We start from the raw sequence: 20,434 nt of genomic DNA, 5'->3' as shown, positions 1-20,434 counted from the left end.
TCAGGCGGGATCAATCACCGCCGGAGCGGCCTCGGCTTTTTGAGTTTTATGGGAGAGCCAGAGGCCGCTCGCCTTCATCAGGTAGCCGAACAGGCCACCAATGATGAGGGAGGGCAGGATCAGCCGCCACTCGCCAGCCGCCCCGAAGGTGGCGCAGCAACCGGCAAAGGTGCCGGGAATGTAGCCGAGCCACTGCTGCTTGGCCTGCACACACATCAGGGTTGCCACCACCCCCGTCATCACATAACCCGCTACCCCGGCCCCCCACAGGTCGCCGCCATGGATCAGCAGCAATCCCCACAGCATGCCGCTGGTGTTGCAGAAGAGGGTCTGCAGCAGCGCCTTGTAGCCGCCACTGGTTGCGAAATAACTGGTGCAGCCGAGAAAGCCGACCCAGGAGATAAGGCCGAACGCGACGGCAATCCAGCCCCAGACGGCGGAGAGAATTCCAGTGGTGATGGCGATGGCGATCAGTGGGCTCATGGGGCGACTCTTCAGTTGGCTTCGCAAAATGGGCAGCCTACCCCCGGCAATCGGGGCGGCAAGCGGGGGCAGAATTGTGTGTGATCTTCATCACCCTTTTCAACTCAGGAATACGCTTGCGCTCGCGAAAAAAATTCATTGGTGACCGGCCTGACAGTCGGCCATAGTTGGAGGCCCTGTCCTGCTCATGGAGTGAGTCTGATGGCGCCAAATGTGATCGTTCCCCTGCTGGTGTTCGTAGTCCTGTTTCTGGTCGGCACCATGGCCAAGGCACTGCCCCTGCACCACATGATGTAAATTTGTGTGAAATAAAAATCTGCCGGGGCGGGTCTTATCCATACTGCCTCACTCAGCCCCGGGAGTTTTTCATGTTGATCAAGCGTCGTACCGCCCACCCCCTCACCGAACAGGATGTCACCCCGGAAGCCGTCTATCAGGACCGCCGCCTTATTCTCAAGGGGCTGGGTCTGGGCGCAGCCACCCTGGCGTTTCCCACTCAGGCTGGTGTACTCGATCTGCTGCGCGGTAAAGAGGATGCTCCCCAATTAGCCACCAAACCGCTCAACAGCAAGCCTGCGGAGCGTCCGGCCAATCTGGTGTTGACGCCGGAAGAGAAGGCAACCAGTTACAACAACTTTTATGAGCTCGGCACCGACAAGTCCGACCCGGCTCGCAACGGCCATTACCTCAAGCCCGAACCCTGGACCCTCAAGGTGGAGGGGGAGGTGGCCAAGCCTTTTACACTCGATGTGTGGGATCTCATCAACAAGAGCGAGCTGGAGGAGCGGATCTACCGGCTGCGCTGCGTCGAAGCCTGGTCCATGGTACTGCCCTGGAATGGCATCTCGCTGGCCGAGATCATCCGCCGTGCCGAGCCCACCAGTCGTGCCAAGTTTGTCGCCTTCGAAACCCTGTTTGACCCGAAGCAGCTGCCGGGGCAGGCCTCCAGTCTGGGGGGCGGCATCGAGTATCCCTACGTCGAAGGGCTGCGTATCGACGAGGCGATGCACCCGCTCTCCTTCCTCGCCATGGGGCTCTACGGCAAGACCCTGCCCGCCCAGAACGGGGCACCAATCCGGCTGGTGGTGCCGTGGAAGTACGGCTTCAAGAGCATCAAGAGCATTGTCTCCATTCGACTGGTGGAGGAGATGCCGCCCACCACCTGGAACCTGCTGGCGCCCAACGAATATGGCTTCTACGCCAACGTCAACCCGCAGGTGGATCACCCGCGTTGGAGTCAGGCCAGCGAGCGGTTCATCGGCGAGGGCGGGTTGTTCGGTGCCAAGCGCCAGCCGACCCTGATGTTCAACGGCTATGGTGACGAAGTCGCCTCGCTCTATCAGGGGATGGATCTGCGCCAATGGTACTGAGATTGAAACCGGTCCATATCAGCGGTTTGCGGGCGCTGGTGCATCTGGGCTCACTCGGCTTCCTGCTCTGGCTGGTTTTTGCCATTCCAGCGGGTCTGCTGGGGGGCGATCCGGTGCCCGAGCTTATCCACTACCTCGGCAAGGGGGCGCTCAACCTGCTGCTGCTCACCCTGCTGGTGTCGCCGCTGGCCAAGCGCTGGCGGCAGGGGCAGCTCATCAAGCTGCGCCGCCCCCTCGGGCTCTGGTGCTTTGCCTGGGCATTGCTCCACTTCATGGCGTGGCTGGGGCTGGATCTGCAGTTTGACTGGGGTCTGATTGGCGGCGAGCTGGTCAAGCGCAGTTATATCGTGGTGGGGATGGTGGCCCTGTTGCTGCTGGCCGCCCTCAGCATCACCTCGCTGCCGGTATTGCAGCGCAGAATGGGCGCCGTATGGCAGAAGCTGCACAACTGGATCTATGCCATCGCCCTGCTGGTGCCGGTGCATTACTGGTGGTCGCTCAAGAGCGGTTGGGGGGAGCCCCTCATCTACCTGCTGCTGGCCTGCGCCCTGCTCTGGCCGAGGCGGGAGAAGCTGCTGTGCCCCATGCGGGGACGCTGGAATGCAAAAGAGGCCTAATCGGCCTCTTGTTGTTTGATCTCGCCAGTGTAGGCATCGACGATGAGATGCACCTTCTGATCCTGGCGATTGAGGGTTTTGACCTCGAATTTGTCCCCTTCCAGCTCCACTTCCCGAATGTCGTGATACCCTTGCGCCAGCAGGAGCTTGACCAGCCCGGCCATGTCGAGACGGCTCTGGGCCGCCCAGCTGGTGGCACTCAACAGGCAAAGGATCAGCAAGAAACTGCGCGGGATCATATTCATTCCGGATTCATGGCTGGCAGACTATAAACGCCATTATGTTAGGTTTTTGGAGATGAATCATCCATGAATAGAGCGCTCCCTCTGATCGGGTTGTTGTTGCCAGTGCTGGCGCAGGCGCTGACGCCTGACGAAGCCCTGTTGCAGCAAGCTGTCCATGAGGGACGGGTTCGGCCCTTCCACGAAATGATGGAGGTGGCATCCAGATTGCCGGTGCGGGTGTTGCGGGTGGATCTGGGGGAAGAGGATGGTATCTGGCTCTATGAACTGCGAGTCATCGATCGGGAAAACAGCGTGATCAAAGTAGCCTATCGGGCCGACAACCTTGAGCTGGTGTGGGCCAAGGGCCACCATCTGGAACGGTTGTTCGAACCGCCAAAGCCCCCGGTCGAGGATGATGAATAACCCCTGTGTGGAAGCCTGTTCATGCGAATTCTGATTGTTGAAGACGAAAAAATTCTGGCTGGTCAGCTGGCCGAACAGCTGCGCCTCTCCGGCTTTGTCACCGACCTCTGCCACGACGGCAACGAGGCCGGTTTCCTCGGTGAGACCGAACCCTACGACGCCATCATTCTCGACCTCGGCCTGCCGGGGCGCGATGGCCTGAGCGTGCTGAAAGAGTGGCGCAGCAAGGGGATCGATACCCCGGTGCTGGTACTGACCGCCCGTGGTCAGCTGCACGAGAAGATCGAAGGGCTCAACGCCGGTGCCGATGACTACCTCACCAAGCCGTTTCAGGTGGCCGAGCTGGTGGCGCGGGTGCATGCGCTGGTACGCCGGGCGGCGGGGAATGCCAGCTCCATTCTGGAGATCGGCGGGGTGCGCCTCGACATGGCAGCGTCGCAGGTGTGGTACGAAGGGACCCCCATCAAGCTGACCGCCCACGAGTTCCGGGTGCTGGGTTACCTGATGCAGCATCGGGGCAAGGTGGTGTCGCGCAGCGAGCTGATCGACCACATCTACGCTCAGGATTTTGACCGCGACTCCAATACCGTGGAGGTGTTCATCGGCCGGATCCGCAAGAAAACCAACCCCGATCTGATTGAGACAGTGCGCGGCCTCGGGTACCGGATCAACGAATGAGGCTGGTCAGAACCCTGCGGGGGCGACTGGTCGCCATCGCGCTGGTGTGGTGCGGGCTGTTTCTGTTCGCCACCGGTTTCAGTCTGCAGACCATGATGCGTAACTACTGGCAGGAGGCGGAGGCCGACGGTTTGCGCCTGCAGCTCTATGATCTGCTTTCCCGGCTGGAAGTGGCCAAAACCGGCCTGCCGGTGGTCACCGGCTCCCTCTCCGATCCCCGCTTCAATCAACCCTACTCCGGCTACTACTGGCAGCTGGAGCTGGGCCGCGATGTGGTGGGGCGCTCCCGTTCCCTGTGGGATACCAACCTGAAGAGCGATGGCCTCAAGTCAGCGTTTGGCGATCCTGACCTCTTTGTCGGCAAGGGGCCCAACAAGGAGCCGCTGCTGATCATGACCCGCACCGTGCTGCTGCCCGGTTCGGATCGGGTCTTCACTCTGGTGATGGCCAAGGACAGCAGCGCCCTGACCCAGACCCTCAACAAGACCCGGATCAGCCTGTTCCTCGGCCTCGGCTTTGCCGCTGCCGGTCTGGTGCTCGGCTTCATGTTCCAGATCGTCTACGGCTTGCGGCCGCTGCACCTGCTGCGCCGCGAACTGGGACGGGTTCATGAGGGCCATCAGGAGGGGTTCCGGCTGCGCTATCCGCTGGAGATCCAGCCACTGGTGGAGGATATCAACCGGCTGCTGCACCACTACGGCGAGCTGCTGCAGCGGGCGCGCTCCCACACCGGCAATCTGGCCCACGCCCTCAAGACGCCGCTCAGTATCATGCGCAATCAGGTGGCTCAATTGCCGCCGGAGGATCAGGCCGCCATCGGCGAGCAGCTCGACCAGATCCAGCGCCATATCGATTACCACCTCGGCAAGGCGCGGGTGACCGGCGCCGCCAAGATCCTCGGGGTCTCTACCCCGGTGCGGGCGCGGGTGGAGTATATCTGCCGCGCCTTCTCCCGCCTCTATCCGGGCAAGACGGTGGATCTGCAAGTGCCCGCCAATCTGGCGGTCGGGGTGGAGGAGCAGGACTTCGACGAGATGGTAGGCAACCTGCTGGAGAACGCCTTCAAGTGGTCTGCCAGCGAGCTGCGTATCTCCAGCGCCGAGCTGGGGGGCTGGATCACCTTGCGTATCGAGGATGACGGCCCCGGCATGAGCGAGGATCAGATCGCCAAGGCGGTGCTGCGCGGGGTGCGGCTCGACGAGAAGGTGCCGGGTTCGGGCCTGGGTCTCAACATCGTCTCCGATCTGGCGGAAGCCTATCGGGGCAGTTTCATCATGGGCCGCGCCGAACTGGGCGGTCTGGCCGCCTCCCTCTCGTTGCCCAAGGTGGCAAGAGTCGAGAGCTAGGCATAACATATGGCATTTGTTTTAGCCTGAGGAAGAGAAGCATGACCGACGATCCGTGGGCACTGTGTCACCTTGACGATTCGTTTGATGCCTCTGTGCTGGGGGTCAAGGGCGCCCAGATCCAGTGGTTTGAAGACAGGGATGGCCTGATCGCGTTCCTTCTGGAAGATTTTGTCGACCTGCTGGCCGATGTGGGCGAGCTGGACGAGGAGCAGACCGAGCAGGCGCGCGAGCGCTTCACCCTGCTGGTGGAGCAGAGCTTCGACGATCGCACCCTGATGGATGCCATCAACGATCTCGCCTCCGGCCTGCGTCGCATCGCCTGGTTGGGGCCGCTCTCGGAGCTGGCCGAGATCAGCGACGAGTTTGCCTCCGGCCTGCGCCGCTATTTCTGGAGCCAGTACGATGGCGACGAAGATGACCCGGACGCCTGGGTGCCGGAAGAGCTCTGGCCGCAGTTGGTGGAGTGTGCGCAGGAGTATATGGAGGAAGGGGAGTTCTAAACCCATCCCCATGCCTGCGCTTTGGCAGACAGATAAAGAAACGGCGCCTTGATGGCGCCGTTTTTATTGGGTGGCAATCGCCTTAGCCGTTGGCCGGTACCGCGTGGGCGGTATTGGCCAGCACCGGGCCTGTGTACTTCTCAATCTGCAACTGGGCCATGTGGCCGCAGTTACCCTGCGCCAGGCTGGATGAGCCTTCGTCGAAGGTGAGGCAGTTGACGTTGCCATTCTTGCAGATGCTGCCCGCTTCGCCCGGCTTGGCCGGGTCGAACCAGGCCCCTTCACAGATCCGCACCACCCCCTGACGAATATCCTCTGAGACGAGCGCCCCCACCAGGATTTGGCCACGTTCGTTGAAGGCGCGCACCAGATCTCCCTGAGCGATACCGCGAGCCTTGGCATCGGCCGGATGGATCATGATGGCTTCGCGGTCGGCGATGGCGTACTTGTCCCGCAGCGGGGTGTTGTCGAGCTGAGAGTGCAGCCGCTGGGTCGGGTGGGAGGTGTTCAGCGACAGCGGATAGCGGGTCGCCACCTCGCTCTTCAGCCACTCCTTGGGCTCATACCACTTGGGATGGCCGACGCAGTCGGCATAACCCATCCCCGCCACCGTGTTGGAGAAGATCTCGATCTTGCCGGACGGTGTTCCCAGCGGGCTCAGCAGCGGGTTCTCGCGAAAATCGGCGTGTCGAACCCACTGGCGGTTCGCCTCCGGGACCGGGAAGCGGATGTAGTTGTTGGACTCCCAGAACATGTTGAATGGCGGCAGTGCCACCCGGGCACCACGAGCCTGCGCCGCCATGCCGTCATACATCTGCTTGAGCCACAGCATCTCGTCCTTGCCTTCGGTGTACTGATCCTGCACCCCCAACTTGGCGGCGATGGCACTGAAGATATCGAAGTCGTTGCGTGACTCGTGCTGAGGGGGGACGCACTGGTGCATCGGGAAGACGTAGCGCTGGGAGTAGTCGCCACCCATCTCCAGGTCATTGCGCTCGTAGCTGGTGGTCACCGGCAGCACGATATCGGCATGCTTGGCGGTGGCGGTCCAGTAGGGCTCGTGGACGATCACCGTCTGCGGTTTGCGCCAGGCTTGTACCAGGTTGTTGGTATCCTGATGCTGGTGGAAGGGGTTGCCGCCCGCCACATAGATCAGCTTGAGGTCCGGATAGGTGACCTTGCGCCCGTTGTAGTCGATGGTCTTGCCCGGATTGACCAGACAGTCGGCGATGCGCGCCACCGGGATCGAGGTCGGACTGTTCTTCGGTGCGTTGCCGGCGGAGATACCCGCCAGAATGCCCCCCTTGGCGGTGGGGCTGCCACCGGAAGAGTAGTGATAGCTGAAGCCAAAGCCGCCACCCGGCAGGCCGATCTGGCCCAGCATGGCGGCGAGCGTCACCAGCATCCAGTTTGGCTGTTCGCCATGCTGCTGCCGCTGCATGCCCCAACCGGCCATGATCATGGTGCGTTTGCCTGCCATGTCGAGGGCCAGCTGGCGGATCACCTTGGCATCGACGCCACAGATGGTACTCGCCCACTCGGCGCTCTTCGGCTGACCGTCATCCTTGCCGAGCAGGTAGTTCAGGAACTTGTCGAAGCCGACGGTGTAGCGATCGAGGAAGGCCTGATCGTGCTTCTTCTCGCTGTAGAGGGTGTGGGCGACCCCCAACATCATGGCCACGTCGGTATAGGCGTTGGGGGCAATCCACTCGGCGCCGAGCGTCTTGGCGGTCTCGTTGAAGATGGGGTCGATGCTGATGATGCGGGTGCCCTTCTCTTTCAGCGCCATGAAACCGGCCTGGCCCTCGTGATCCGGCATGTTCCAGCTGTTCTTCAGGGTTGCCTGAGCGTTGACGCCCCACAGCACCACCAGCTCGGCGTGCTCGACCACGTTGGGCCAGGCGGTCTGCTGCTCGTACACCTCGATGGAGCCCATCACGTGAGACATGATCACCTGAGCCGCACCGGTGGAGTAATCGCCGGCATAGCCGGTGAAGCCGCCGGAGAGGTTCATCAGGCGGTGCAGCAGGGTACGGCTGTTGTGGAACATGCCGACGCTTTTCCAGCCGTAGGAACCGGCGTGGATCGCCTGTGGACCGAAGTCGGTCTGGACCCGCTGGATTTCACCGGCCACCAGTTCAATGGCTTTCTCCCAGCTCACCCGCACCCACTCGTCGGCGCCGCGCAGCTCGGGTTTGGCGCCCGGGCCGTGCTCCAGCCAGCTCTTGCGTACCATGGGGTACTTGATGCGGTTCTTGGCGTGCACCTGGAACGGCGCCATGTCGATGAGATCGTTCGGCGCCGGATCATCGGCCACCGGCTGGACGCGCACCATGCGGCCATCCTCGACGATCGCCTCGAAGGCACCCCAGTGGGCGCCGGTCAGAATGCCCTTCTGGGCGGGAACCAGGGTCGGGAACTGACTCAATGCGGTGCTGATGGCTTGGGCCAGCGCACTCTTGGGAAAAATGCCGCCGAGCAGGGGCAGGGCTGCGCAGGCGCCGAGCCCCTTGAGCAGGTTGCGGCGGGACAGATTGGTCTTCTTGTCATTGAAAAAAGTCATAACGGTTTTCCTCTGTGCCAGCCTTAGTGGGCCGCGCTCATGTCACTGGCGTGTTTCTGGACATACTGGGTCAACATGCGAGCCTGTTCCGGGGTCAGGGAGGTACGAGATTCCATCCCCTTGATGACGCCGATCCACTGGTTGGCATTGAAGTGATCCAGCGCGGTGAGGCCGTGGCAGCCGGTACAGTTGTTGGACATCAGGGTGGAGGCGTATTGCCACAACTTGCCCTGATCGCCGATGAGCTGGCTCTGGTCGACCCAGGCGGTCAGCTTGACCTGATGCCAGGTGAGGTTGGTGGCGCTGTCGGTTTCGCTCTGGCCGGTGACCAGTGCTTTCTTGGCGGCATCGCCGACCAGTACGCTGAGGATCCGCTTGCCCGGTGCGGCGTAGAACACTTCGCTCACACCATCCTGTTGCCAGCCTTCGATCTGCACCTTGGCGCGGCCGTTTTCGTTGGCAAGCACTTCCACCTTGGTGGAGGGCATCAGGGTGCCTTCGTCGGTCTTGGCGGCGGCATCGAGAAACAGCGGGGTGGTGGCGATGGCGTAGCGGGTGGTGACGTTGGCCGGGGTCTGGGCCGCAGCCTGCGCCAGCTCGCTGGCACCGGCGGCAGCCAGACCGCTCATGTCGGGCATGATGTGGGCGACGCCGCGGTGGCAGTCGATGCAGGTCTGGCCATCCTTGATGGCGATGGGGTGCTCGGCGCGGGCGTTGGGGCGCTGGGCCAGAATGTCCATCGCCTCATAGCTGTGGCAGCTGCGGCAGGTGGCGGAGTCGTTGGCCTTCAGCTCGTCCCACACGGACTGGGCCATCCGTAGCTTGTGGGCTTCATACTTTTCCGGGGTATCCAGGGTGCCGATCGCCTCGTGATAGATATCCTTCACGGCGCGGATCTTGGTCCACAGGTAGGAGGTGGGGTCGCCTGGGATGTGGCAGTCGGCGCACTCGGCGCGGATCCCCTTGGTGTTCTGGAAATGAACGCTGCCCTGATACTCGGCGAGGGGAGTCTGCATCGAGTGGCAGGAGACACAAAATTCGGTGGAGCTGGTCTTGTGCAGCACGGTCACGGTGACGCCGAGGGCGGCGATACCCAGCATGGCGCCCAGCAGCAGGAGCCAGAACCAGGTTTTTCTTATCAGTTTTCCAATCATGGGGACTGTGTCCTGTGGTCGATGAATACCAACATAGTAGTAGGTGTATGGTAGTCATCGGAAGCTCATGGGGTGTTGACCTCAATCATGATTTGAATTTTAAGATGTGCGTCACATTGTGATTTATGTTTTGTTATTGACTGGTTTGTCAGAATTTAGTTTTGAAAGTTATCGATTTAATGATTGTTTTACTTTCTGCTGCTGCTGTTAGCCCCCTCGCAAAACCCTGTCCAATTCGTTGATATAGTCGGCATTGAGCCTCAACGGAGTGTCGCTGATGAGCCCTTTCTCACTGCTGTGTGTCGCCGCCAATGTCCAGCTGCTGGCCGAATTCGAACAGGAGTTGGCTCCGCTGCTCGGCCATTTCGCGCTGGTGGTAGTGGTCGGTCAGGGGTCGGCGGAGCTGGCCTTGGAGGAGCTGGAGCGCAAGGGGCAGCCGCCGGCCGTGGTGGTGTGCGACAGCGATCTGGGGGATGGCCGCGGGGCCGATTTTTTGATCCGCCTCGGCAGCCGTCACGAGGCGTGCCGCAAGATCCTGCTCGGCAGCCAGCCGGAGATGAAATCGATCATCGAGGCGGTCAACCTCGGTCGTCTCGACTACTACCTGCAACGTCCCTGGCGCGATGGCAGCCTGCGCCGAGAGGTGATCGAGCAAGCGAGCCACTTTGTATTGCAGCGTCCCGAGGCGGACCTGCTGAGCTATGCCGCCGTGCTCGACAACCAGAAGCTGCTGCGAGCCCACGTTGATCGTCAGTTGGCAGCCTATCGGCAGGGCTTTATGGATTACACCCACTGCAGCGATGAAGAACTCTCCCGGGTGGTGATCGACGGCCTCTATCAGTTTTTCGAGGGTAATGACGAGGAGCGGGTCTGCCGCCACTACAGTCCGGGCCATGTGCTGACCCGCGAGGGGGAGCCCAACAGCTTCCTCTGGTTTATCGCCAAGGGGGAGGTGGTGCTGCGCAAGCGGGACGAGCAGGGGATCGATCAGGAGGTGGTGCACTACCGTACCGGCTCGCTGGTGGGGGGCATGTCCTTTGTGACTGGCGAACCCGCCTTCACCACCGGGGTGACTCTGACCGGTGCCGAGGTGATCAAGCTCGACAAGCTGCAATTCTCACGGGTGATGCAGGCGCGCAGCGAACTGCTCCCCTCCTTTACCAACCTGCTGCTGCGCCACTTCAACCGCCGCCTGCAAAACAGCATCCGCACCGAGATGCGGTTGCAACAGACCCTCAACTCCCTCGATGCCGCTCACGCCCAGCTGGTGGAGAGCGAAAAGATGGCGATGCTGGGTCAGCTGGTAGCCGGTGTCGCCCACGAGCTCAACAACCCGGTGGCGGCCATTATTCGTGGCAGCGAGACTCTGCGGGCCGCCATCCCCGATCTGGTCAATCTCGAGCTGCCAGCACCCATCAAGGGGCTGGGCAACCAGACCCTCTGTCAGGCGCTCTCTTCCCAGCCGGTCTCGACCAGCGAGATCCGCGACAAGACCCGGCTGGCAGAGGGGCGTTTTGGCGATCGTCAGCAGGCTCGGCTGGCGGTGCAGATGAATCTGGATGACGAGCTGAACTGGCAGCGCTGGTTTGCCAGCCGCACTGCCGCCGAGCGGGAGGCGCTGCTCTCCCGGCTGGAGCTGTTCCAGCAGACCGGCAGCTTCCTGCGCAATATCGAAGTGTGTGCCCGTCGCATCGGCGATCTGGTCAAGAGCCTCAAGCAGTATGCCCGGCAGGACAGGGACGAACCCTCGCTGGTGGATCTGCACGAGGGGCTGGAAGATACCCTGATGATTTTCGAAAACCGCCTCAAGCATCATGAGCTCTGCAAGGAGTACCAGCCGCTGCCGCTGGTGCTCTGTCACCCCATCGCCCTGCAGCAGGTGTGGACCAACCTGATCGCCAACAGTCTGGATGCCATGAGCGGTCCGGGGCGACTCACCATCCGCACTGGGTTGCTGGATCCTGAGTGGGTCATGGTAGAGATCGAGGATAGCGGTTGCGGTATCGAGCCCAAGCTGTGGCAGCGGATCTTCGATCTCAACTTCACTACCAAGCGGGAGGGCCATTTCGGCCTCGGGATTGGTATGAGCGTTTCGCTGCAGATAGTGCAGCAACACCACGGCCGGATCGAGGTGGCCTCCGAACCGGGCCGTTACACCCGGATGCGGGTCTGTCTGCCGCTGGACGGCATGGGGCAGGCCGGTTACGGGGGCGAACCTCAAAATAACAAGGAGCATGCGGCCTGAGCCGTCGCCAGCATCAATCGCGCGGCGTGCCAAACCATGTCGCCAAGGAGGAGCAATGAACAAACACTATCTGATCCTGTGTGTGGACGATGAGCGGGAAGTGCTGGATGCGGTGATCCACGATCTCGCGCTGTTCCGTTCCCACTTCGAGCTGGAAGCCGCCGAGAGCGTCGATGAGGCGCGAGCGGTAGTGGAGGAGTGGGAACGCGACGGCAACAAGCTGGCGCTGATCCTCTGTGACCACATCATGCCGGGAACCCTGGGGGTCGATTTTCTGGTGGAGCTGAACCGGCGGGCCACCACCCGGGCCAGTCGCAAATTGCTGCTGACCGGACAAGCGGGGCTGGAGGCCACCGTCGAAGCGGTCAATCGCGGCGGGTTGCACTACTACCTTGCCAAGCCGTGGAGGCTTGAGACCCTACAAGAGGCGGTGCGCGAACAGCTGACCGACTACCTGCTGGCGGAAGATGGCGAAAATGCCTTCCACTATGCGCCGCTGCTCAATCAGGCGCGGCTGTTTGCCGCCATCCACGATCACCCGTTCGACGAATAGGGGAAGTTGGGCTTTCGCGGTGGCAGTTGTATACTGTCTGCATATACAGTATTGCAGGTAGCCACCGATGCGACTCTTTATCGCCGAGAAGCCCACGCTGGGCCGCGCCATTGCCGATGCCCTGCCCAAGCCCCACAAGAAGGGCGACGGTTTTATCGAAACAGCCCAGGGGGATGTGGTCACCTGGTGCATCGGCCATCTGCTGGAGCAGGCCGAGCCCGATGCCTATGACGCCGCCTTCAAGCAGTGGCGGATGGAGCATCTCCCCATCATCCCCGCCCAGTGGCAGCTGGTGGCCAAGCCCAAGACCAAAACCCAGCTCACCGTCATCAAGCGGCTGATCAAGCAGGCCGACTGCGTGGTCAACGCCGGTGACCCGGACAGGGAAGGGCAACTGCTGGTGGACGAGGTGATCGACTTTCTCGGCTTCCCGAAAACCAAGCCGGTGCAGCGTTGTCTCATCAGCGATCTCAACCCGCCTGCAGTGCGCCGTGCCCTAGACAAACTGAGGGATAACAAGGAGTTCGTGCCGCTGGCCGTCTCCGCGCTGGCCCGCAGTCGGGCCGACTGGCTCTACGGCATCAACATGACCCGCGCCTATACCTTGCTCGGCCGCAAGGCCGGTTGTAGCGAGCTGCTGTCGGTCGGCCGGGTGCAGACCCCGCTGCTGGGGCTGGTGGTGCGGCGGGATCTCGAGATCGAGGCCTTCGTCCCCAAACCCTTCTACGAGGTGCTGGCCCATCTGCTGACCGATAGCAACGAGCGCTTCACCGCCAAGTGGCTGCCGTCTGAAGCCTGCCTGCCGTGGCAGGACGAGGAGGGGCGGGTGCTCAACCGGGCGCTGGCCGACAAGGTGGTGAGTCGGATTAACGGCCAACCGGCACAGGTCGAATCGGTGGAGGAGCAGGCCCGCAAGCAGGCGGCGCCGCTGCCCTACAACCTCTCCAGCCTGCAGATCGATGCCGCCAAACGCTTCGGTATGGATGCCAAGCGAGTGCTCGACATCTGCCAGAGCCTCTACGAACGCCACAAGCTCATCACCTATCCGCGCTCCGACAGCCGCTATCTGCCGACCGACCACTTCAAACGGGCCGAGCAGGTGCGCGGCGCCATCGCAGCTACTGCGTCCGCGCTGGCCAAGGCAGTTGCCGAGGCGGACGGCAAGATCCGCAGCAAGGCGTGGAACGACAGCAAGGTGGATGCTCACCACGCCATCATCCCCACCGAGAAGCAGGGTAACCCCGCTACGCTGGGGGCCGACGAGGCGAAGCTCTATGGCCTGATTGCCCGCCAGTATCTGCTGCAGTTCTATCCCCCGTTCGAATACAACGACAGCAAGGTGCTGCTGCGCATCGCCGGTGGTCTGTTTCAGGCCAAGGCACGGCGCATTCTCAAAGCGGGCTGGAAGGCGCTGCTCGGGGTGGAGGAGGATGACGACGAAGAGAAGGCGGGCACGCTACCCGCGCTGAAGGAGGGCGAACAACTGTTCTGCGAGCGGGGCGAACTGCAGGAGAAAATGACCCAGCCGCCCAAGTCGTTCACCGATGCCACCCTGCTGGCGGCCATGACCGGCATCGCCCGCTATGTGCAGGATCCCGAGATCCGCAAGACCCTGCGCGACACCGATGGCCTCGGCACAGAAGCGACCCGAGCAGGCATTATCGACCTGCTATTCAAGCGCCGCTTTCTGGTGCGTCAGGGCAAGAGCATCAAGGCGACCCCGACCGGGCGGGCGCTGGTGCAGGCGCTGCCTGCGACGGCCACCACGCCGGATATGACGGCGCTGTGGGAGCAGAGCCTCGGCCAGATCGCCGAGCGCCACGGCAGCTATCAGCAGTTTATGGGGCCGCTCACCGAGCAGCTCAACGGCCTGATCGAAGGGGCGCGGCAGGACTCCGGCGCCAGCTTCAGCGCCCTGCCCAAGGAGGCGCCGGGTGTCGGCAAGCGGCGTTTTACCAGGCGCAAGAGTCCGGCGGCCAGCACGACTGGCGGGCCCCGACCGCGCAAGACGGCCAGCAAGCGCCAGACCAGGGCGGCATAACGAAAAAAGGCGCCCATCCCGGGCGCCAAAGGCATTGTTGTCAGGCTGCCTGAGTGGACAAGCTGGCACGGATCCTGTGCTGGTAGTGCAGAACCACACCGAGAAACACCAGATCCTTGAACAGGAAGAACTCGGTGACTGGGACGCCATCAACCACTTTCCAGACACCTGTCAGAGTCAGCAGGAAGCTCAGCGTCGCCAGGAAGGTGACGATAGCCCCCATGCTGCACCAGTAACCGATGCGAGGTTGCCACAGACCCACGACCAGTCCGATGGCGATCACTATCTCGACCACCCCGATCAGGTTCGATACGCTCTGTTCCGACAGGGGGCCATAGAGCCAGCTCATCAAGGGGTGGCTGGCTACCAGTGGTTTGATGGCGGCTGCCTCGGTCGGGGTAAACTTGAAGACGCCGATCCAGAGCAGGGTCATTACCACGCCCGCCAGGGCGACCAGAAAGCCTTTGTCATGTTGTTGCATGGGGGGCTCCTTGTTTAAGTGGTCAGAGTGACGGGCGGGAAGTCGATCTCGGTCGCTGCCAGGTGGTTGCCATAGTTGGTCAGGGTATTGACGACCACCTGGCCGAGCACCTCCAGCAGCAGCTCGTCATCTACGCCTGCGGCACGGGCGCTAGCAAGCTGCTCGTCACTGATGACCCCGCGCTGGTTGACCTGTGCCGTTGCCAGTTGCAGCAGGGCGTGATCAAGGGGAGCCGAGGCCTGGCCGAGTCGGGCTGCCCGGATCTCCTGGGCCGAGAATCCGGCCTTGCCCGCCAGTAGTGTGTGGGCAGACAAACAGTATTGGCAGGCGTTGGCTTGACCTATGGCCAGTGCCAGCAACTCCCGTTGTGAGGCCGTGAGGCGCCCCTTGCCAAGCGCCTCGGCAAAGGCCAGGAAGCCATTGAGCAGGGCTGGCGAGTGGGCCAGAGTGGCGTAGAGGTTGGGCACCATACCCAGATTGCGTTGCAGGGTGGCCAGGGTCTGGGCGGCAGCTGGTTGCGGCTGGGATATTGGTTGGATACGGCTCATGAACTTCTCCTGTGGTCGTGAAGGTACGGGAGACAGTGTGCCGTCATTCGTGATACGGTTTATCACTCATCGTCTGCAAATAAACACTATTCGTCTCAAATATGGATCCGCTCTCTGCCCTGTTGGTTCATGCCTCCCCCGAAGCCAAGATCTTCTTCGCCGGCAACCTGTGCCAGAACTCCTCCAGTGATGATTACCCGAGTGGCGGACATCTTCATCTGCTGCGCAGCGGTGCCGTCATGCTGCGTGAAGAGGGGGGAGCCAGCTTGCTGCTCGAGGAGCCGACCCTGATCCTGTTCCCTCGGGGACGTCCTCACAAGCTTGAACCCAGAACGTTGGGGGGTTGCGATCTGGTGTGTGCCAATGTCGCATTCGGCAAGGGGGGATCATCGCCGTTGCAACTGGCATTACCGGGCTCGCTGGTGCTGCCGCTAAGGGAGTTGCCTGCCCTGACGCCGGTGCTGAACCAGTTGTTTGACGAGGCGTTTCACCCCCGCTACGGGCAGGATCCGCTGATCTCCCGCTTGCTGGAGGTACTGTTGATCCTGCTGCTGCGTCATCTGGTCGAACAAGGGGTGTGTGAGCAGGGGATGCTGGCAGGTATTTCCGATCCCCAGTTGGCCAAGGCGATCTCGGTGATGCATCAGCGTGGGGATGAACCCTGGACGGTGGCCACGCTGGCGCGGGAGGCCGGCATGTCGCGGGCCCGATTTGCCGCGAGGTTTCAAGAGCGGGTTGGTCAAGCGCCGCTGGGTTATCTGACCCACTGGCGCATGGCGCGAGCCTGCCAGCAACTACTGGCGGGGGAGCCCATGGTGCAGGTGGCGCTGGGGGCGGGGTACAGCAGCAGTGTTGCCTTTGGTCGGGCATTCGAGCGGGAGCTGGGGGTGAGCCCGGGGCGCTGGCTCAAGGCGCAGCAACAAGCCGAATAAAAAAACGGGGCGGCCAGTGGCTGCCCCGTTTTCATAACCGGTCATCCGGTATAGACGTTCTCTTCCGGATAACGGATGCGGGTCTCGACCGGGCGGGCCAGCATAAAGGCCAGGGTCAGGGGGCCGAGACGGCCGCAGATCATCACCAGCACCAGGATCAGCTTGCCCGGCTCGCTCAGGGAGGCGGTGATGCCGGTCGAGAGGCCGACGGTGGCAAATGCCGAGATGGTCTCGAACATGATTTTGTCGAACGGCAGATCCTCGGTCACCATCAGCAGGAACATCGCCAGCATCAGCACCATGGTGCTGACAATGATGATGGCTAGCGATCGGGTCACGATCTGGGGCGACAGGGTGCGGCCAAAAGCGGTGACATGGGGCCGTTTGGTCAGAAATGCCTTGGTCGCCAGCAGCACCACGGCGAAGGTGGTGACTTTGATACCACCACCGGTCGAGGTGGCACCAGCACCGATAAACATCAGCATCATCAGGAACAGCAACGCCGCCGGAGTCATCAGCCCGATATCTATGGTATTGAAACCGGCGGTACGGGCACTGGCAGATTGGAAGAAGGCAGCCAGCAGCTGGCCACCGATACCTGCCTTGCCGAGGGTGCCGGGGTTGTTGTGTTCCAGCAGCCAGAACATCAGGGTACCGGCCAGCAGCAGCGCCGGGGTCATCAGCAGCATCAACTTGCTGTGCAGCTTGAGCTTGCGCCAGCGGCGGTTGCGCACCAGATCGACGATGACGGTAAAGCCGATCCCCCCCAGGATCAGCAGACCGGCGATGGTCAGGCTGATGATGGGGTCGTCCCTATAGTCCATCAAGTTGTTGGCAAACAGCGAAAAACCGGCGTTGTTGAAGGCCGAGACCGCGTGGAAGAAGCTGACATAGAGGCCATGTACCCACCCCATCTCGGGTACCCAGCGGATCGCCATGATGCCAGTACCGATCAGCTGGGCAATAAAGGCGAACAGCACGATCCGTTTGACCAGCTGGATGATGTTGACCGAGCCCTCCTGTCCCAGCGCCTCCTTGGCCAGCACCTGTTGGCGCAGACCGACCCGCTTGCTGAAGATGGCGATCAGCAGCAGGGTCATGGTCATCTGGCCCAGACCGCCGATCTCCATCAGCATCAACAGGAAAATCTGCCCCTGCAGGGTGAAGGCGGTGCCGGTATCCACCACGCCAAGACCTGTCACGCTGATGGCCGAGGTGGCGGTAAACAAGGCGTTGACGAAGGTGACCTCGCCATTGTGGCTGGAGGGTTGCACCAGAAAGATGGTGCCAATCAGCAGAATGATCAGAAAGCTACCGAGGATCAGCCGGGCTTCGCTCCAGCGAGAGTCCTGTTCCCGATGGAGGGCGAAGGCGTAGCTGCTGCGCCAGTTGATCATAGGGTTTCGAGCCAGTGGTCGATGGCGTGCTTGTTGCCCGCCAGGATCAGGATGTCGCCCAGTTGCAGCTCCATCTTGCCGGTCAGCACGTTGTGCAGCACGTCACCACGCTTGATGGCGAGCAGCTGGAAATCGCTCTGTTGCAGCAGGTGGAAGTCGCCCAGTTCCCGGCCGTTCTGTTGCAGGCCAATCACGAACTCGGTCAGCACCATGTCGTGGCCCAGCTCCAGATAGTCGAACAGCCGGTTGTCCAGCATGCTCTGGGCGACCCGGCGGCCCATGTCCCACTCCGGGTTGATCACCTTGTCGGCGCCCACTTTCTGTAGGATCTTGGCGTGGAACTTGTCGCGCGCCTTGACCCACACCTTTTTCACGCCCGCCTCTTTCAAGACGAGGGTGGTGAGGATGCTGGTCTCCAGGTTGTCACCGATGGCAACGAAGACGATATCGAAATTGGCCAGTCCCAGCTCGGCCACGGTGGCCTCGTCGGTGGCATCCGCCACGATAACGTGATTGCAGAGGGCGGCGATTTGCCGGGTCTTGCTCTCGTCGATATCGATGGCCAGTACTTCGGCATCTTGCCGTTGCAGCTCTTCGCACAGCGCGCTGCCAAACAGGCCCAGGCCGATGACGGCAAACTGGTTGTTCATGAGTTGTTCCTCAGCAGTTGAAGTCGCCTACTCTAAACCACTGTTATTGCCCCGAAAAGGGCTCGGGTTTTTCGTCATGGGGTAACTTGAGGTAGACTGCGCCCTTGCTCCAAGCCGGGATAGACCGATGAAACTGAATGCCAACGCCTCCTTGTTGAAGCTCAACACCCTTGCCCTCGATGCGTACTGCCTCTGGCTGGCCGAGGTGGAGCAGGTTGCCGATCTGGCGACCCTGCGTGCCGATCCACAGCTCAACCAGTTGCCGCGCCTCACTCTGGGTGGCGGCAGCAACATGCTCTTCACCACCGATTTTCTCGGTCTGGTGGTGCTCAACCGGCTCAAGGGGATTACCGCTGAAGATGGAGGCGATCACTGGTTGCTCCATGTGGCGGCCGGTGAAGATTGGCATCAGCTGGTGCGCCATACCTTGCAACAGGGCTGGTTCGGGCTGGAGAATTTGGCGCTCATTCCCGGCACGGTCGGTGCGGCGCCGGTGCAGAACATCGGTGCGTATGGCGTTGAGCTGGCCGACTTCTGTGCCTATGTCGAGGCTTTCAACTGGCAGAGTGGCGAAATTGAACGGATCGCGGCGGCAGAGTGCCGCTTCGGTTATCGCGACAGCATCTTCAAACATGAATATCAGGATTCCCACCTGATCACCGCCATCGGGCTCAAACTGCCCAAGGCGTGGCAGCCGGTGCTGGGCTATGGCCCGCTGGCGGCGCTCGGTGACGCGCCTTCTGCGCAGGCCATCTTCGATACCGTCTGTGCCACCCGAATGGCCAAACTGCCGGATCCCGCCGTGCTCGGCAATGCGGGCAGCTTCTTCAAAAATCCGGTGGTGCCTGCCGCGCTGGCGGAGAATCTCAAGGCGCGCTATCCGCAGATGCCCTGCTATCCAGCCGGAGAAGGGCAGGCCAAGCTGGCGGCGGGCTGGCTCATCGATCAGTGCGGCCTGAAAGGCTTCGCCATCGGCCGCGCCGCCGTCCATCAGGAGCAGGCGCTGGTGCTGGTCAATCTGGGGGGGGGCAGTGCCATGGAGCTGATCGCGCTGGCGGCCCACGTGCGCGACAGCGTAGAGCAGACGTTTGGCGTGGTACTGGAGCACGAGGTGCGCTTTATGGGCGCGCACGGTGAAACCTGGCTCGACGAGGTGCTCTCATGACCCTTACTCCCATTAGACAGACCCTGATCACTCTGCTTAGCGACGGCCAGTTTCACTCCGGCGAACAGCTGGGTGAGCAGCTCGGCATCAGCCGGGCTGCGGTAAGCAAACACATGGCGGCGCTCAAGGAGCTGGGGCTTGATCTCTTTAGCCTGACCGGCAAGGGCTACCGGCTGGCGGTGCCGATGGCGCTCTATGATCAGGCCACCTTGCAGGCACTGGCCCCGATGGCGCCGGTGCACTGTTTTCCGGTCATAGGCTCGACCAACCAACACCTGCTGGATCGGGTCAATGAGCTGCGCTCCGGCGAGAGCTGTCTGGCCGAGTGTCAGACAGCCGGGCGCGGTCGTCGTGGCAAACCCTGGATTTCGCCGTTCGGGTGCCAGCTGATCCTCAGCATGTACTGGCGACTGGAACAAGGCATGGCGGCGGCCATGGGGCTCAGTCTGGCGGTCGGCGTGGCAGTGGTTGAAGCGCTGGAGTCCCTTGGTTATCAGGGCGTCGAGCTCAAGTGGCCGAATGACCTCTACTATCAGGGCCGCAAGCTGGCGGGCATTCTGGTAGAGATGAGCGGCAGTGCCGGTGCCAGCTGTCATCTGGTGATCGGCATCGGTCTCAATCTGGCGATGCCTGCCCGCGAAGGTGAGAAGATTGATCAGGCCTGGGCTGAGCTGCGTCACATCAATCCCGAGCTGGTCGAGCGCAATGAGCTAGCGGCCCGGATGATCGTCCATCTGCAGCGGGCGCTGCACACCTTTGAGCAGCAGGGGCTGGTAAGCTTTGTCGATGAGTGGAACCGGCTCGATCACTTTGCCGGTCGTCCAGTGCGCTTGCTGATGGGGGATCAGGAGATCCGCGGCATCGCCCGTGGCATCGACGATCGCGGCGCCCTGCGACTGGAGACAGGCGAAGGGATCAAATTCTATCTGGGGGGCGAACTCTCCCTGCGCCGGGGCGACTGAGGGTCAGCAAGGCCGCTCATGATACAAAACAGAAGAGGGGGGCCCCGGGGCCCCGGAACGATATACCGCAGCCCCCCGGCTGATTTTCGCCCCTAGGTA

20 protein-coding genes are annotated in these 20,434 nt (G+C 62.0%); 12 read left to right on the top strand and 8 right to left on the bottom strand.

Features of this window, described 5'->3' with window-relative positions; translation table 11 throughout:
• Complete coding sequence (locus tag ACW5W8_RS13920; RefSeq protein ID WP_498628353.1) at nucleotides 1-483, bottom strand: DUF1097 domain-containing protein; 483 nt, start codon at nucleotides 481-483, stop codon at nucleotides 1-3.
• A gap of 368 nt (nucleotides 484-851) precedes the next feature.
• Between ACW5W8_RS13920 and msrP the strand changes: the two genes are divergently transcribed.
• Both msrP and msrQ read left to right on the top strand, forming a co-directional pair.
• Nucleotides 852-1,853, top strand: a complete 1,002-nt coding sequence (gene msrP / locus ACW5W8_RS13915) for a protein-methionine-sulfoxide reductase catalytic subunit MsrP (RefSeq protein WP_498628352.1) — start codon at nucleotides 852-854, stop codon at nucleotides 1,851-1,853.
• A complete protein-coding gene (msrQ, locus tag ACW5W8_RS13910) occupies nucleotides 1,844-2,470 on the top strand; it encodes a protein-methionine-sulfoxide reductase heme-binding subunit MsrQ (RefSeq protein WP_498628351.1) in 627 nt (208 codons plus the stop codon). Before msrP ends, msrQ begins: the two co-directional genes overlap by 10 nt.
• On the opposite strand, the gene ACW5W8_RS13905 is transcribed toward msrQ, so the two are convergent.
• Nucleotides 2,467-2,715, bottom strand: a complete 249-nt coding sequence (locus ACW5W8_RS13905) for a PepSY domain-containing protein (RefSeq protein WP_013724184.1) — start codon at nucleotides 2,713-2,715, stop codon at nucleotides 2,467-2,469. The genes msrQ and ACW5W8_RS13905 overlap by 4 nt on opposite strands.
• Nucleotides 2,716-2,778: 63 nt before the next feature.
• Here ACW5W8_RS13905 and ACW5W8_RS13900 point away from each other — a divergent pair, with 63 nt between their 5' ends.
• The 4 genes from ACW5W8_RS13900 to ACW5W8_RS13885 are packed head-to-tail and all read left to right on the top strand — an operon-like array spanning nucleotide 2,779 to nucleotide 5,644.
• Nucleotides 2,779-3,117: a PepSY domain-containing protein gene (locus ACW5W8_RS13900; protein ID WP_236301807.1), complete on the top strand. Its 339-nt coding sequence runs from the start codon at nucleotides 2,779-2,781 to the stop codon at nucleotides 3,115-3,117.
• Between the two features lie 21 nt (nucleotides 3,118-3,138).
• The gene (locus tag ACW5W8_RS13895) at nucleotides 3,139-3,795 is read left to right on the top strand and encodes an AHA_4052 family stress response regulator transcription factor (protein WP_005339826.1); all 657 of its coding nucleotides are present in this window, start codon (nucleotides 3,139-3,141) and stop codon (nucleotides 3,793-3,795) included.
• Nucleotides 3,792-5,141 carry a sensor histidine kinase gene (locus tag ACW5W8_RS13890; protein WP_005339828.1) on the top strand — a complete coding sequence of 450 codons (1,350 nt, stop codon included), beginning with the start codon at nucleotides 3,792-3,794 and terminating at the stop codon, nucleotides 5,139-5,141. Before ACW5W8_RS13895 ends, ACW5W8_RS13890 begins: the two co-directional genes overlap by 4 nt.
• 41 nt (nucleotides 5,142-5,182) lie before the next feature.
• Complete coding sequence (locus ACW5W8_RS13885) at nucleotides 5,183-5,644, top strand: hypothetical protein (protein ID WP_005339830.1); 462 nt, start codon at nucleotides 5,183-5,185, stop codon at nucleotides 5,642-5,644.
• 82 nt (nucleotides 5,645-5,726) lie between these two features.
• Here the strand turns inward: ACW5W8_RS13885 and torA are convergent, their stop codons facing one another.
• On the bottom strand, nucleotides 5,727-8,207 hold the full coding sequence (gene torA, locus ACW5W8_RS13880; RefSeq protein ID WP_498628350.1) for a trimethylamine-N-oxide reductase TorA: 2,481 nt from the start codon (nucleotides 8,205-8,207) through the stop codon (nucleotides 5,727-5,729).
• 23 nt (nucleotides 8,208-8,230) lie between these two features.
• A complete protein-coding gene (locus ACW5W8_RS13875; RefSeq protein WP_498628349.1) occupies nucleotides 8,231-9,361 on the bottom strand; it encodes a NapC/NirT family cytochrome c in 1,131 nt (376 codons plus the stop codon).
• Nucleotides 9,362-9,638: 277 nt separating this feature from the next.
• On the opposite strand from ACW5W8_RS13875, the gene ACW5W8_RS13870 reads away from it, so the two are divergent.
• The 3 genes from ACW5W8_RS13870 (at nucleotide 9,639) to ACW5W8_RS13860 (ending at nucleotide 14,200) form a co-directional block, all read left to right on the top strand.
• Nucleotides 9,639-11,606, top strand: coding sequence for an ATP-binding protein (locus ACW5W8_RS13870; RefSeq protein ID WP_498628348.1), 1,968 nt, complete (start codon nucleotides 9,639-9,641; stop codon nucleotides 11,604-11,606).
• A gap of 55 nt (nucleotides 11,607-11,661) precedes the next feature.
• The gene (locus ACW5W8_RS13865; RefSeq protein WP_498628347.1) at nucleotides 11,662-12,159 is read left to right on the top strand and encodes a response regulator; all 498 of its coding nucleotides are present in this window, start codon (nucleotides 11,662-11,664) and stop codon (nucleotides 12,157-12,159) included.
• A 67-nt stretch (nucleotides 12,160-12,226) separates the two neighbouring features.
• Nucleotides 12,227-14,200 (top strand): DNA topoisomerase III, encoded by a 1,974-nt coding sequence (locus tag ACW5W8_RS13860; protein WP_498628346.1) that lies wholly within the window; start codon nucleotides 12,227-12,229, stop codon nucleotides 14,198-14,200.
• Between the two features lie 40 nt (nucleotides 14,201-14,240).
• Here the strand turns inward: ACW5W8_RS13860 and ACW5W8_RS13855 are convergent, their stop codons facing one another.
• Both ACW5W8_RS13855 and ACW5W8_RS13850 read right to left on the bottom strand, forming a co-directional pair.
• The gene (locus ACW5W8_RS13855) at nucleotides 14,241-14,681 is read right to left on the bottom strand and encodes a DUF417 family protein (protein WP_139461831.1); all 441 of its coding nucleotides are present in this window, start codon (nucleotides 14,679-14,681) and stop codon (nucleotides 14,241-14,243) included.
• A gap of 14 nt (nucleotides 14,682-14,695) precedes the next feature.
• Entirely contained in the window at nucleotides 14,696-15,229 is a 534-nt protein-coding gene (locus tag ACW5W8_RS13850) for a carboxymuconolactone decarboxylase family protein (protein ID WP_498628345.1), read from the bottom strand.
• 101 nt (nucleotides 15,230-15,330) lie between these two features.
• Between ACW5W8_RS13850 and ACW5W8_RS13845 the strand changes: the two genes are divergently transcribed.
• The gene (locus tag ACW5W8_RS13845; protein WP_498628344.1) at nucleotides 15,331-16,161 is read left to right on the top strand and encodes a cupin domain-containing protein; all 831 of its coding nucleotides are present in this window, start codon (nucleotides 15,331-15,333) and stop codon (nucleotides 16,159-16,161) included.
• A 41-nt stretch (nucleotides 16,162-16,202) separates the two neighbouring features.
• Here the strand turns inward: ACW5W8_RS13845 and ACW5W8_RS13840 are convergent, their stop codons facing one another.
• On the bottom strand, nucleotides 16,203-17,558 hold the full coding sequence (locus ACW5W8_RS13840) for a TrkH family potassium uptake protein (RefSeq protein ID WP_005356363.1): 1,356 nt from the start codon (nucleotides 17,556-17,558) through the stop codon (nucleotides 16,203-16,205).
• Nucleotides 17,555-18,208: a potassium channel family protein gene (locus tag ACW5W8_RS13835; RefSeq protein ID WP_005339863.1), complete on the bottom strand. Its 654-nt coding sequence runs from the start codon at nucleotides 18,206-18,208 to the stop codon at nucleotides 17,555-17,557. The genes ACW5W8_RS13840 and ACW5W8_RS13835 overlap by 4 nt, the downstream gene beginning before the upstream one ends.
• Nucleotides 18,209-18,335: 127 nt before the next feature.
• Between ACW5W8_RS13835 and murB the strand changes: the two genes are divergently transcribed.
• A complete protein-coding gene (gene murB / locus ACW5W8_RS13830) occupies nucleotides 18,336-19,373 on the top strand; it encodes a UDP-N-acetylmuramate dehydrogenase (RefSeq protein ID WP_498628343.1) in 1,038 nt (345 codons plus the stop codon).
• Nucleotides 19,370-20,335: a bifunctional biotin--[acetyl-CoA-carboxylase] ligase/biotin operon repressor BirA gene (gene birA, locus ACW5W8_RS13825; protein ID WP_498628342.1), complete on the top strand. Its 966-nt coding sequence runs from the start codon at nucleotides 19,370-19,372 to the stop codon at nucleotides 20,333-20,335. The genes murB and birA overlap by 4 nt, the downstream gene beginning before the upstream one ends.
• Nucleotides 20,336-20,434 lie beyond the last annotated feature (99 nt).

The organism is Aeromonas aquatilis, from assembly GCF_054052405.1.
This window is presented reverse-complemented; position numbering and strand designations above follow the sequence as displayed.

Coding starts and splice junctions, on each gene's coding strand:
- ACW5W8_RS13920 (WP_498628353.1), bottom strand. CDS start 483: ATGAGCCCACTGATCGCCATCGCCATCACCACTGGAATTCTCTCCGCC.
- msrP (WP_498628352.1), top strand. CDS start 852: ATGTTGATCAAGCGTCGTACCGCCCACCCCCTCACCGAACAGGATGTC.
- msrQ (WP_498628351.1), top strand. CDS start 1,844: ATGGTACTGAGATTGAAACCGGTCCATATCAGCGGTTTGCGGGCGCTG.
- ACW5W8_RS13905 (WP_013724184.1), bottom strand. CDS start 2,715: ATGAATATGATCCCGCGCAGTTTCTTGCTGATCCTTTGCCTGTTGAGT.
- ACW5W8_RS13900 (WP_236301807.1), top strand. CDS start 2,779: ATGAATAGAGCGCTCCCTCTGATCGGGTTGTTGTTGCCAGTGCTGGCG.
- ACW5W8_RS13895 (WP_005339826.1), top strand. CDS start 3,139: ATGCGAATTCTGATTGTTGAAGACGAAAAAATTCTGGCTGGTCAGCTG.
- ACW5W8_RS13890 (WP_005339828.1), top strand. CDS start 3,792: ATGAGGCTGGTCAGAACCCTGCGGGGGCGACTGGTCGCCATCGCGCTG.
- ACW5W8_RS13885 (WP_005339830.1), top strand. CDS start 5,183: ATGACCGACGATCCGTGGGCACTGTGTCACCTTGACGATTCGTTTGAT.
- torA (WP_498628350.1), bottom strand. CDS start 8,207: ATGACTTTTTTCAATGACAAGAAGACCAATCTGTCCCGCCGCAACCTG.
- ACW5W8_RS13875 (WP_498628349.1), bottom strand. CDS start 9,361: ATGATTGGAAAACTGATAAGAAAAACCTGGTTCTGGCTCCTGCTGCTG.
- ACW5W8_RS13870 (WP_498628348.1), top strand. CDS start 9,639: ATGAGCCCTTTCTCACTGCTGTGTGTCGCCGCCAATGTCCAGCTGCTG.
- ACW5W8_RS13865 (WP_498628347.1), top strand. CDS start 11,662: ATGAACAAACACTATCTGATCCTGTGTGTGGACGATGAGCGGGAAGTG.
- ACW5W8_RS13860 (WP_498628346.1), top strand. CDS start 12,227: ATGCGACTCTTTATCGCCGAGAAGCCCACGCTGGGCCGCGCCATTGCC.
- ACW5W8_RS13855 (WP_139461831.1), bottom strand. CDS start 14,681: ATGCAACAACATGACAAAGGCTTTCTGGTCGCCCTGGCGGGCGTGGTA.
- ACW5W8_RS13850 (WP_498628345.1), bottom strand. CDS start 15,229: ATGAGCCGTATCCAACCAATATCCCAGCCGCAACCAGCTGCCGCCCAG.
- ACW5W8_RS13845 (WP_498628344.1), top strand. CDS start 15,331: ATGGATCCGCTCTCTGCCCTGTTGGTTCATGCCTCCCCCGAAGCCAAG.
- ACW5W8_RS13840 (WP_005356363.1), bottom strand. CDS start 17,558: ATGATCAACTGGCGCAGCAGCTACGCCTTCGCCCTCCATCGGGAACAG.
- ACW5W8_RS13835 (WP_005339863.1), bottom strand. CDS start 18,208: ATGAACAACCAGTTTGCCGTCATCGGCCTGGGCCTGTTTGGCAGCGCG.
- murB (WP_498628343.1), top strand. CDS start 18,336: ATGAAACTGAATGCCAACGCCTCCTTGTTGAAGCTCAACACCCTTGCC.
- birA (WP_498628342.1), top strand. CDS start 19,370: ATGACCCTTACTCCCATTAGACAGACCCTGATCACTCTGCTTAGCGAC.